Source organism: Nocardia sp. CA-136227 (assembly GCF_050955695.1).
Lineage (GTDB): Bacteria > Actinomycetota > Actinomycetes > Mycobacteriales > Mycobacteriaceae > Nocardia.
Genome location: NZ_CP192081.1, coordinates 6,223,674 through 6,235,859, shown reverse-complemented (window position 1 = coordinate 6,235,859; position 12,186 = coordinate 6,223,674). Strand labels below are relative to the sequence as shown.

Annotated in this window: 8 protein-coding genes and 1 pseudogene; 7 read left to right on the top strand and 2 right to left on the bottom strand. The window is 68.7% G+C overall.

The genetic code is table 11. The annotated features are described in order from the left end of the window. Positions 1–56: 56 nt before the first annotated feature. Together moeZ and ACQP06_RS28915 are read left to right on the top strand one after the other, a co-directional pair. Positions 57–1,244 carry an adenylyltransferase/sulfurtransferase MoeZ gene (gene moeZ, locus ACQP06_RS28920; RefSeq protein ID WP_433667810.1) on the top strand — a complete coding sequence of 396 codons (1,188 nt, stop codon included), beginning with the start codon at positions 57–59 and terminating at the stop codon, positions 1,242–1,244. A gap of 172 nt (positions 1,245–1,416) precedes the next feature. Beyond that, entirely contained in the window at positions 1,417–2,268 is an 852-nt protein-coding gene (locus tag ACQP06_RS28915) for a TIGR02569 family protein (protein WP_357087345.1), read from the top strand. A gap of 88 nt (positions 2,269–2,356) precedes the next feature. On the opposite strand, the gene ACQP06_RS28910 is transcribed toward ACQP06_RS28915, so the two are convergent. Next, positions 2,357–3,811, bottom strand: coding sequence for an MFS transporter (locus ACQP06_RS28910; RefSeq protein ID WP_433667808.1), 1,455 nt, complete (start codon positions 3,809–3,811; stop codon positions 2,357–2,359). Positions 3,812–3,956: 145 nt separating this feature from the next. Beyond that, on the bottom strand, positions 3,957–4,640 hold the full coding sequence (locus ACQP06_RS28905; RefSeq protein WP_379277676.1) for a FadR/GntR family transcriptional regulator: 684 nt from the start codon (positions 4,638–4,640) through the stop codon (positions 3,957–3,959). 224 nt (positions 4,641–4,864) lie between these two features. Here ACQP06_RS28905 and ACQP06_RS28900 point away from each other — a divergent pair, with 224 nt between their 5' ends. The 5 genes and pseudogenes from ACQP06_RS28900 to ACQP06_RS28880 form a co-directional block, all read left to right on the top strand. Further along, positions 4,865–6,016 (top strand): MFS transporter, encoded by a 1,152-nt coding sequence (locus ACQP06_RS28900; protein WP_433673455.1) that lies wholly within the window; start codon positions 4,865–4,867, stop codon positions 6,014–6,016. 281 nt (positions 6,017–6,297) lie between these two features. Then, positions 6,298–7,803 (top strand): nitrate/nitrite transporter, encoded by a 1,506-nt coding sequence (locus tag ACQP06_RS28895; RefSeq protein ID WP_433667806.1) that lies wholly within the window; start codon positions 6,298–6,300, stop codon positions 7,801–7,803. A gap of 38 nt (positions 7,804–7,841) precedes the next feature. Further along, a complete protein-coding gene (gene nirB / locus ACQP06_RS28890) occupies positions 7,842–10,394 on the top strand; it encodes a nitrite reductase large subunit NirB (protein WP_433673454.1) in 2,553 nt (850 codons plus the stop codon). Between the two features lie 65 nt (positions 10,395–10,459). After that, positions 10,460–10,855: a nitrite reductase small subunit NirD gene (gene nirD, locus ACQP06_RS28885; protein WP_357283661.1), complete on the top strand. Its 396-nt coding sequence runs from the start codon at positions 10,460–10,462 to the stop codon at positions 10,853–10,855. Beyond that, positions 10,852–12,006, top strand: a pseudogene (locus ACQP06_RS28880) (uroporphyrinogen-III synthase); the annotation flags it as partial. The gene nirD and the pseudogene ACQP06_RS28880, both read left to right, overlap by 4 nt. Positions 12,007–12,186: the final 180 nt, after the last annotated feature.

Below are 12,186 nucleotides of genomic sequence, written 5' to 3'. Positions count from 1 at the left end.
TGTGTTGCAGAAATGGCCGCGAGTTTCCGGCGAATTCGATTGAGGAGTCCGCACACGTGACAGCATCGCATCCCTCCCTGCCGCCCCTGGTGGAGCCGGCGGCGGAGCTGACGCGGGACGAGGTCGCCCGCTACAGCCGCCATCTGATCATCCCGGATCTCGGGGTGGACGGTCAGAAACGTCTGAAGAACGCCAAGGTGCTGGTGATCGGCGCGGGCGGGCTCGGCTCCCCGGCGCTGCTGTACCTGGCCGCCGCCGGTGTCGGCACCCTCGGCATCGTCGAGTTCGACGAGGTCGACGCGTCGAACCTGCAGCGGCAGATCATCCACGGCGAATCCGATATCGGCCGCTCCAAGGCCGACAGCGCCCGCGACTCGATTCTGGAGATCAATTCCGGAATCACGGTGGAGCTGCACAAGATTCGGCTCGAGCCCGACAACGCGATCGAGCTGTTCCGGCAGTACGACCTGATCGTGGACGGCACCGACAACTTCGCCACCCGCTACCTGGTCAACGACGCCGCCGTACTGGCGGGCAAGCCGTACGTGTGGGGTTCCATCTACCGCTTCGAGGGCCAGGTCTCGGTCTTCTGGGAGGACGCCCCCGACGGCCGCGGCATCAACTACCGCGACCTGTACCCGGAGGCCCCGCCGCCGGGCATGGTCCCGTCCTGCGCCGAGGGCGGCGTGCTGGGCGTGCTGTGCGCGTCCATCGGCTCGATCATGGTGACCGAGGCGATCAAGCTGATCACCGGTATCGGCGACCCGCTGCTCGGCCGGCTCATGGTGTACGACGCACTGGACATGAGCTACCGCACCATCAAGCTGCGCCGCGATCCGGAGCGTCAGCCCATCACCGAGCTCATCGACTACGACGCCTTCTGCGGCGTGGTGTCGGAGGAGGGCCAGGCCGCGGCCATCGGCTCCACCATCACCGCCCGCGAGCTCAAGGAGATGCTGGACGCGGGCAAGGACGTGGCCATCATCGACGTGCGCGAGCCCGTGGAATGGGACATCGTCCGGCTCGAGGGCGCGACCCTGATCCCCAAGGACCGCATCCTCTCGGGTGAGGCGCTGTCGGAGCTGCCGCAGAACACCCCGATCGTGCTGCACTGCAAGACCGGTATCCGCTCCGCGGAGGCGCTCGCGGCCCTGAAGAACGCGGGCTTCTCCGATGCCACCCATCTGCAGGGCGGCATCATCGCCTGGGCCAACCAGGTCGACCCCTCGCTGCCGGTCTACTGAGTCCGCGCGGACGGGCCCTCGGCGGTAGCGCGGGGGCCTGTTCGGCGGCGGTCCGGGAGCCCGGAGGTAACGCCTCGGTCGCCGGTGTTTCACACCATGGTTTCGGCGTGTGGAACGGTCGGCGCGGCGAGAGTCGCGAAAACCTGGCCAGCGGTACCGTACGCGCGTGACGATGACTGTTGTGGAACCTCCTGAGCATGTGCGCTCAACCTTCGGGTTGCGCGAGGAACCGCCGGTCCCGTTGGGGAACTGGGATGGCGGCTGGCGGTGTGGCGATGTCGTCCTGAGCCCGGTGACCGATCATGCCCGGGCCGCCTGGTCGGCGAAGGTGCGCGAGACGCTGCGGGTGGACGGGCTGCGCCTGGCGCGGCCGGTACGGGCCACCGATGGGCGGTACGTCGTATCCGGCTGGCGCGCCGACACCTACCTCGAAGGCGTGCCGGAACCGCGGCACGACGAAGTGGTGTCGCTGTCGCTGCGGCTGCACCAGGTGACCGCGCAACTGGAACGTCCGCGTTTCCTGGCCGCGCAGCCGGTCGCGCCGTGGGCCGACGTGGACGTGTTCGCGGCCGCGGATCGGGCGGCGTGGGAAGCGGTTCCGCTGCGCAGCCTGAAGCTGGGCGGCATGCTGCCGTCCACCTCGCCGGACGGCGACCGCAGCCTGACCCTGATCACCCAGTTGTCGACCCTGCGCAAGCCGGTGACCACGCCCCCGCAGCTGGTGCACGGCGATCTGTTCGGCACCGTGCTGTTCTCCGGCGGTTACGCGCCCGGTCTGACCGACATCACCCCCTATTGGCGTCCCGCGCCGTGGGCGGCGGCGGTCATCGTGGTGGACGCCCTGTCCTGGGGCGGCGCGGACGACGGTCTGCTGGAGCGCTGGGCCCAGCTGCCCGAGTGGCCGCAGATGCTGGTGCGCGCGGTCATGTTCCGGCTGGCCGTGCACGCCCTGCACCCGCGCTCGACCCCCGAGGCGTTCCCGGGTCTGGCTCGCACCGCGGACATGACCCGCCTGCTGCTCTAGGGGTCCCCGCGAAATCATGCGGAAAGGCCGCACCGGGCGACGAATTCCGGTGCGGCCTTTCCGTTTCCCCAGGGGCGGTTGGGGAGTCTTACACGTTCGCGTGGGCGAGCGAGGGCGCCCGGCCGACGGCGAACGAGGATCGCAGGTAGAACCACCAGCACAGCGCGCCCATGGCGAGGTAGGCCACCACGTAGCCCCAGAAGGCCGGATTCATGCTGTGGTAGTGGGTGTTCGACAGTCGCAGCGCCTGCTGCAGGATCCAGCCGCCCGCCGCGCCGATCGCGCCGATCACGCCGATGGCCGCGCCCGCCTGCCGTTTGGCCGAGATCAGCGCGTCACCGATGTCCTGCCCGGTCTCCGAGGCGTGCCGCCGCGCTTCCGCGGTGAAGATCATCGGGATCATCCGGTAGGTCGATCCGTTGCCGATGCCGCTGAGCACGAACAGCAGCAGGAACGAGGCCAGGTAGAGCGGGAAGTTCTTGGCGGACAACGACGCCACGATGAGCGCGGTGGCGAAGGCCATGCCGCCGAAGACGTAGAGCGTGATCCGGGCGCCGCTGAGCTTGTCGGCGATCCACCCGCCGAAGGGCCGGCTGAAGGATCCGACCAGCGCGCCGAGGAAGGCCAGGTTGCCCAGCGTGCTCATCCAGCCGATCTTGGCCAGGCTCGGGAAGTTGGCCTTGAGCAGGGTCGGGAAGGCGAAGGAGAAGCCGATGAAGGAGCCGAAGGTGCCGATGTAGAGGATGGCCATCACCCAGGTGTGGCGGTTGGCCAGCGCCCGCTTGTAGGACGTGCCATCGGATTTCGCGCCGGACAGCGAGTCCATGTAGCGCAGCGCGCCGACGAGGGCGGCGAGGATGAACGGAATCCACACCAGCACCGCGAGCGTGATGCCGAAGCGGTATCCGGCGGCGTCCTTGGCCATGATGTGGGTGCCCAGCGTGATGATGAGCGGTACGAACAATTGTGTCTGTGCCACACCGAGATTGCCGCCCGCGGCATTGATGCCCAGGGCCGCGCCCTTCTTGCCCTCGGGGAAGAAGAAGTTGATATTCGCCATGGAGGACGAGAAGTTGCCGCCGCCGACACCGGCGATGGCGGCCAGCAGCATGAACACCCACATGGGGGTGCCGGGCTGGTTGATGAAATAGGCCAGGCCCAGTGTGGGCAGCAGCAGCATGCCCGCGCTGAACGCGGTGAACGCGCGGCCGCCGAAGCGGGGGATCGCGAAGGTGTAGGGCACCCGCAGCGCCGCGCCGACCAGGGTCGGGGTGGAGGTGAGCAGCAGGGCGTTGTTCACGGCGTCGGGATTGTTCTTGCCCAGGAAGGCGAATCCGGCCGAGCCCATGGCGGTGACGACGCTGGCCCACAGCACCCAGACGCTGAATCCGAGGTTCTCCGCGAATACCGAGAAGATCAGATTCTTGCGGGCGGTCTGTTTACCCCCGTTTTCCCAGAATTCGGTGTTATCGGGTTCCCAACGGTCGATCCAGCGCCCGCGTTTCTGATACGTGATTTCGGTAGGCTCGATAACTGTTGCCATGAGCGGTTGTCCTCTCGGCTGATGCGACCGCCCTCATCTGCGGTCCCGTCAACCGTAGGAAGCCCGTTTTACGTCCGGGTGTTTTTCCATGACGGAGATGACAATTCGGGCTCACTTGGCCCGGATTCGCATGGTGACCCTTCGGTTACCCGAAATTCTTATCGAGCGTCCGGTATTCAGCCATGAGCGAGTCCAGGAAGCAGTTGGCCGTGCGGGCCGCCCGGTCGGGGTCGCCGTCGATCACCGCGGCCACCAGCTCGGCGTGCTCGTCATGGTAGGTCTCGCCCTCGCGCGCGGAGCGGAAACGGATGCCCGCGGCGATCACCGGCAGCAGTGAGTCGTAGAACTCGAGGTACACCGCGTTGTGGCTGGCGACCACGATGGCGCGGTGCAGTTGCACGTCGGCCTCGATGGCGGCGTCGAAGTCGCTGTCCCACAGCCGGGTCCGGTCGTCGAGCAGTCGCCGGAGTTCGGCGATGTCGTGGTCGTCGCGGCGGGTGGCGGCCAGCCGGGCGGCGGTGGTGTCGAGGGCCTGGCGCAGTTCGAGGACGTCGCGCTGCTGGGCGTCGGCGAAGTACTCGGTGAGGGTGCCGCCGAGGGTGGAGGTCGAGATGACGTAGGTGCCCGAACCCTGTCTGCGTTCGAGCATGCCGGCGTGCACGAGGGCCTGCACGGCCTCGCGCACGGTATTGCGGCCGGTGCCGGTGAGTTCGGTGAGTTCGGGCTCGGTGGGGATGCGCGAGCCGACGGCCCAACGGCCGGAACGGATTTCGGCACGAAGCTGCTCGGTCACCTGGGCGATGAGGCTCGTGCGCCGGACTGGTTGCACGGGGGACAGCGTACCTTGCCTCACATTCGTTGCATCACATCATCGGGTCATCCTATGATTTCGTGGTGACTGCGACGATGGATGAGACGATGGCCCCCGGGCGGGGCACGACCCGTACCCCTGCCGAGCCGGGGCGCGTCCATCTCGAAGCGCCGAACCTCCAGTCCGCGATTTCCAAGCGCGCGCTCTTCGAGGGTCGCCTGCTGGTGCTGGTCGCCATCGTCATGTCCGCGCTGACCCTGCGTATCGCGGTCACCGCGTTCACCCCGCTGGCCGCCCGCATCGGCGATGACATCGGCTATTCCACCGCCGTGGTCGGCGTCTTCGGCATGCTGCCGACCGCTATGTTCGCCCTCGGCGGCCTGCTCACCCCCGTGCTCTCGCGCCGATTCGGCCTGGAGATGACCGCGCTGGCGGCCATGCTCATGACCGGCATCGGCTCGGTGCTGCGCGCCCTGGTGCCGGACACCTGGCAGCTGCTGGCCTTCTCGGCTTTCGCGCTGGCCGGTATGGGCATCGGCAATGTGGTTATCCCGCCGCTGGTCAAGCGGTACTTCTCGGATCGGCTGGCGCTGCTCAGCTCCGTCTACATCGTGATGGTGCAGCTGGGCACGGTGTTCCCGGCGCTGATCACGGTCCCGATCGCGGACGCGCACGGCTGGCGGTTGTCGCTGGGCATGTGGGCCGCGCTGGCCTTCGCCGCCGCGCTGCCGTGGATCGCGGTGCTGCGCACCCGCCGCGCGAACGCCCGGTTCGACACCACCGAGCTGCCCGCGGACCCGGCCGAGTCCACCGGCAAGGTGTGGCGCTCGCCGCTGGCCTGGGGCATGGCCTTCATGTTCGGCATGACCTCGCTGATCACCTATTCGATGTTCACCTGGCTGCCCACGATCTTCGGCGACGCGGGTGCGGACGCGGCGTTCGGCGGCTCGATGGTCGGCATCTTCGCGCTGATCGGCCTGGTCGCGGCCTTGAGCGCGCCGATCGTGGTGGGCCGCATGGCCAATCCGTTCCCGGTGGTGATCGGCTGCGCGGTGTTCTTCTTCATCGGTTTCGCCGGCCTGCTGTTCGCGCCGATGAGCGCCCCGCTGGTGTGGGTGCTGGCGCTGGGCCTGGGCCCGTCGACCTTCCCGATGGCGCTGACGCTGATCAACCTGCGGACCCGCACCGGCGCCGGTTCGGCCGCGCTGTCGGGCTTCACCCAGGGTGTCGGCTACTCGGTGGCGTGCGTGGGTCCGCTGTTGTTCGGCACGCTGCACACCATGACCGGCGGCTGGCCGGTGCCGTTCGCCTTCCTCACGGTGGCGGTGCTGATTCTGATGGCCGGCGCGTGGGTCGCGTGCAAGCCGCGTTTCCTGGAAGACAGCTGGAACTGACGGTCACCCGGAGCTAGCCGGAATTTCACTTTTCGAGTTGCCGAGTCGTGAGGTTGGGGCCATGCTGTGTGGCAAGGCTCTCACCTCACGGCTCGGAAACTCGTTTTCAGGCATTTTGTGACCGCCGGAAACCGTTGTGTCACATAGGCGAAACATAAGACCGGATCTCACGCCGTAATCCCGGATTTCGTGAGCAACCGTTGATTTGCCGGACATTTCGCGCAGCACGGGCGCAATACCCGTTTTCTACCTTGGGGCCATCCAGATTTCAGGAGGGCCTCTTGTTGACGACGCTGACCCGCAAGCGCGACATCGAGCATTGGGATGCCGAAGATGTCGTGGCTTGGGAAGCCGGTGGTAAGGACATCGCGCGCCGCAATCTGATCTGGTCGGTCTTCGCCGAGCACATCGGGTTCTCGGTGTGGTCGATCTGGTCGGTCATGGTGCTGTTCATGCCGACCGACGTCTTCCACATCGATCCGGCCGGCAAGTTCTTCCTGGGCGCGATCCCGACGCTGGTCGGCGGGTTCATGCGGATCCCCTACACCGTGCTGACCGCGAAGTTCGGTGGCCGCAACTGGACCATCGTGTCCGCGCTGCTGCTGCTCATCCCCGCGCTGCTGACGCTGTACTTCATCAATCAGCCGGGGACCTCCTACACCACCTTCCTGGTGGTGGCGGCCTTCGCCGGCCTGGGCGGCGGCAACTTCTCCTCGTCGATGTCCAACATCAACGTCTTCTACCCGCAGCGGCTCAAGGGCTGGGCGCTGGGCATGAACGCGGGCGGCGGCAATATCGGCGTGCCGGTGGTGCAGCTGATCGGCCTGGCGGTCATCGCGACCCTGGGCAACCACTACGGCAATGCCTCGGTGGTGTGCGCGGTCTACCTGGTCCTGATCGTGGTGGCGGCGCTGGGCGCGGCCCTGTTCATGGACAACGTCAAGAACCAGAAGGCCGACCTGTCCTACATGATCAAGGCGCTGCGGATCCCGCAGTCGTGGGCGATCGCCTTCCTCTACATCGGCACCTTCGGTTCGTTCATCGGCTACAGCTTCGCGTTCGGCCAGGTCCTGCAGATCACCTTCAAGGCCGACGGCGCGACCGTCGCCGCCGCCGCGCTGCACGCCGCGCAGATCGCCTTCATCGGCCCGCTGCTGGGTTCGCTGGCCCGCCCCTACGGCGGCAAGTGGGCCGACCGCATCGGCGGCAGCAAGGTCACGCTGTTCACCTTCGTCGCGATGACGGCCGCGGCCGTGGTGGTCGCGGTGGCCTCGACTCTCGGCGATCGCGCCGGGCACCCGACGGGCGGGGTGCTGGTGGCCATGATCATCGGCTTCACTGCGCTGTTCGTGATCTCCGGTTTCGGCAACGGCGCGGTCACCAAGATCATCCCCTCGGTGTTCGAGGCCAAATCCCGCTCGCTGGAAGGTGATTCGGCCAGCCGCGCGGCATGGGCCCGCAACACCTCGGGCGCGCTGATCGGGTTCGTCGGCGCCATCGGCGCCCTGGGCGGCGTCGGCATCAACCTGATGCTGCGCACCTCCTACGCCTCCACCAAGTCCGCGACCACCGCCTTCTGGGTCTTCATGGCCTTCTACGTGCTGTGCGGCGTGGTCTGCTGGGCGGTCTTCATGCGCCGTCCGAGCCTGCGGGCGCTGTCCGCCGAGACCTCTGGCGCCGATGTCGTCGTCGAGGCGGAGGCCGTGGTCCTCGAGGCCGAATCCCACTCCGCCGCAGCCGATCTTGCATCCAACCCCGCTTCGTCCGCTACGTCGGCTCGCGCCTGACCTGCCCGTTCTCGAAAGGGACCGTCATGACCAACAACATCGAACGCAAGACCGTCGTAGTGGTCGGCCACGGCATGGTCGGACACCGCTTCGTGGAAGCCCTGCGCTCCCGCGACGAGGCCGGCGTGTGGCAGGTCATCGTGCTCAGCGAGGAGAAGCTGGCCGCCTACGACCGCGTCGGGCTCTCGTCCTACGTCGGCATCTGGGAGACCTCGGCGCTGGCGCTGCCCGGCAACGACTACGAGGGTGACGAGCTGGTCGAGGTGCGGCTGGGCCAGCGCGCGGACAGCATCGACAAGGCGGCCCGCAAGGTCACCACCTCCACCGGCGACGTGATCGGCTACGACGCGCTGGTGCTGGCCACCGGCTCCTACGCCTGGGTGCCGCCGGTGCCGGGCGCCGACGCCGAGGGCTGCTACGTCTACCGCACCCTCGAGGACCTCGACGGCATCCGGGCCACCGCCGAGGCGGCCGGTCCGGGCGCGGTCGGCGTCGTGGTCGGCGGCGGTCTGCTCGGTCTGGAGGCGGCCAACGCGCTGCGCCTGCTGGGCATGACCCCGCACGTGATCGAGTACAACAACTGGCTGATGCCCGCCCAGGTCGACGAGGGCGGCGGCGCGATCCTGGAGAAGCTGGTCACCGAGCTCGGCCTGGAGGTGCACACCGGCGTCGGCACCTCCTCGGTCGAGATCGTCGCCGATGCCGCGCTCGCCGAGAAGCTGTCGGTGAAGCTGTCCGACGAGAGTGAATTGCGGGCCGCGCTGGTGGTTTTCGCCGCCGGTGTGCGTCCCCGCGACGAGATCGCCAAGACCGCCGGCATCGAGGTCGGCCCGCGCGGCGGTGTCATCACCGACCTGGGCCTGCGCACCTCGGACCCGAGCATCTACGCCATCGGTGAGGTGGCCGCGGTCCAGGGCGTCTGCTACGGCCTGGTGGCCCCGGGTTACAGCACCGCCGAGGTGGTCGCGGACCGCCTGCTCGGCGGCGAGGGCGAGTTCCCGGGCGCGGACATGTCGACCAAGCTGAAGCTGCTCGGCGTGGACGTGGCCTCCTTCGGTGACGCGCACGCCAGGACCGAGGGCGCGCTGTCGGTGGTGCTGCACGACGCCGCCAAGGGCACCTACGCCAAGCTGGTCGTCTCCGACGACGCGCAGACCCTGCTCGGCGGCATCCTGGTCGGTGACGCCACCCAGTACTCGGCGCTGCGTCCGCTGGTCGGCCGTCCGCTGCCCGCCGATCCGGCCGCGCTGATCTCCCCGGCCGGTGCGGAACTGGGCGCGGACGCGCTGCCCGACGACGCGCAGATCTGCTCCTGCAACAACGTCTCGAAGGGTTCCATCTGCGGCGCGATCGCCGACGGCGCCTGCGACGTCCCGGCCATCAAGAGCTGCACCAATGCCGGAACCTCCTGCGGCGGTTGCGTTCCCATGCTCAAGAAGCTGCTGGAGCAGTCGGGCGTCGAGGTCTCCAAGTCGCTGTGCGAGCACTTCTCGCAGTCGCGCGCCGAGCTGTTCCACATCATCCAGTCGACCGGCATCCGCACCTTCTCGGCGCTGATCGCCAAGCACGGCAAGGGCGCCGGCTGCGACATCTGCAAGCCGACGGTGGCCTCCATCCTGGCCTCCACCTCGAGCGATCACATCCTCGACGGCGAGCAGGCCTCGCTGCAGGACACCAACGACCACTTCCTGGCCAACCTGCAGAAGAACGGCACCTACTCGGTCGTGCCGCGGATGCCCGGCGGTGAGGTGACCGCCGACCAGCTCATCACCATCGGTGAGATCGCCAAGGAATTCGACCTGTATGTGAAGGTCACCGGCGGTCAGCGCATCGACCTGTTCGGCGCCCGCGTCGAGCAGCTGCCGCTGATCTGGAAGCGCCTGGTGGACGTGGGCATGGAGTCCGGCCACGCCTACGGCAAGTCGCTGCGCACGGTGAAGTCCTGCGTCGGCTCGACCTGGTGCCGCTACGGCCAGCAGGACTCGGTCGGCATGGCGGTGCTGCTCGAAAAGCGTTACCGCGGTTTGCGTTCCCCGCACAAGCTGAAGCTGGCCGTGTCGGGTTGCGCCCGTGAGTGCGCGGAGGCGCGCGGCAAGGACGTCGGCGTCATCGCCACCGAGAACGGCTGGAACCTGTACGTCGGCGGCAACGGCGGTCTGACCCCGAAGCACGCGGTGCTGCTGGCCGGCGAGCTCGACGACGAGACCCTGATCAAGTACATCGACCGCTACCTGATGTTCTACATCCGCACCGCGGACCGCCTGCAGCGCACCGCGCCGTGGCAGGAGGCCCTGGAGGGCGGCATCGACTACCTCAAGGCCGTCGTCTGCGAGGACAGCCTGGGCATCGCCGCCGACCTGGAGGCCGCCATGGCCAAGCACGTGGACGGCTACAAGGACGAGTGGGCCGCCGTGCTCGAGGACGAGGGCAAGCTGTCGCGCTTCGTGTCCTTCGTCAACGCCCCCGAGGAGTCGGACCCGACCATCGGCTTCGACGAGAGCGGCGAGCGCAAGGTGCCCGTCCTGCTCGGCATTCCGGAGCTTCCGGTCGGTGCGGCCCAGGCCACAGAAGCCGCCACAACCGGGAAATGACTGCTTAACGACTTGGAAACAGGGCGCCGGTACCAATAGGTAAGGCGTTCGGAGGAGAGTTACCGATGACCGTGATCGACACACCCGGCACCGCAGTCACCACCACCTCGGGGTGGACCCAGGCCTGCCGGCAGGACTATCTGATTCCCGGCCGCGGCGTGGCGGTGCTGCTGAAGGGCGGCCGCCAGGCGGCCCTGTTCCTCACCACCGACGGCACGCTGTTCGCCGTCGGCAATATCGATCCGTTCGGGCGCGCGGCGGTCATGTCGCGCGGCCTGGTCGGCGACCGCGGCGGCGTGCCCGTCGTGGCGTCCCCGCTGCTCAAGCAGGCGTTCTCGCTGATCGACGGGCGCTGCCTGGACGACGACGCCATCTCCCTGCCGGTCTACGCGGTGCGCGTGGAGGACGGCGTGGTCGCGGTGTCGAACGACCCCGTGCAATTCGTCGGCGGTACCGCATGACCGAGGTCGACGGCGGTACTCCGCTGGCCGGTTTCACGGTCGGCATCACGGCTGCCCGGCGTGCCGACGAACTCGGCACCCTGCTGGCCCGCCGGGGCGCGAATGTCGTGTCCGCCCCGGCCATCCGGATCATTCCCCTTGCCGACGACAACGAGCTGGAGCGGGTGACGCGACAGCTGGTCGCCGACCCGCCGCAGATCGCGGTCGCCACCACCGGCATCGGTTTCCGCGGCTGGATGGAGGCCGCGGAGGGCTGGGGCCTGGCCGAGGAGCTGCGCTCCACGCTGGCCTCGACCCGCATGCTGGCCCGCGGCCCCAAGGCCAAGGGCGCCATCCGCGCGGCCGAGCTGCGCGAAGAATGGTCTCCCGCTTCGGAATCCAGTGCCGAGGTGCTCGATCACCTGCTGGCGCAGGGCGTCGAGGGAGTGCGGATCGCGGTGCAGCTGCACGGCGCGACCACCGAATGGGAGCCCGTCCCCGACTTCTGCGAGGTGCTGCGCTGCGCCGGAGCCGACGTGGTTCCGGTGCCCGTCTACCGGTGGATCCCGCCGGACGACCGCACCCCGATGGATCGCCTCATCGAGGGGATCGTCACGGCCGGACTGGACTGCGTGACCTTCACCAGCGCCCCGGCCGTCGCGTCACTTCTCATGCGCGCCAAGGAAACCGGTCTGCTGGAGGCGGTACTGCACGCCTTCCGCACCCGCGTGCTGCCCGCCTGCGTCGGCCCGATCACGGCCGCGCCGCTGGAGGAGCTGGGCGTGCCCACCACGAGCCCCGGTCGTGCGCGCCTGGGCGCCCTGGCCCGGCACGTCGCCGAGGAACTGCCCCGGCGCGCCAACCGGATTCAGGCCGCCGGTCACGTCCTGAGCGTCCGCGGCGGCTGCGTCGTGGTGGATGGTCAGGTGCGGCAGCTGGCTCCCGCGCCGATGGCGCTCATGCGTTCGCTGGCCCGCCAGCCCGGCCGCGTTGTCTCCCGTGAGGACCTGCTCGCCGCCCTCCCCGGCGGTGGCGACGACACCCACGCCGTGGAGACCGCGATCGCCCGGTTGCGGGCGGGTCTGGGCACCCCCAAGGCCATCCAGACCGTCGTCAAGCGCGGGTACCGTCTCGCCCTGGACCCGGCCGAGTGCATCGACAATCCGCATGAGGCCGCGAATCCCGTTGCCCGCCAGGCGGGCCCGGCTCGGAGCACCGGTCTGGGCGCCCGTCGCGAGGTCCCGGCGTCGCGGATCCCGGGCACCCGGCAGCCGCTGACCGACACCCCGCCCGCCGTGGCTCCTCGCCGCCCGGGCGCCCCGTCGGCCGTCAACGGCACGGCTCACCCGTCC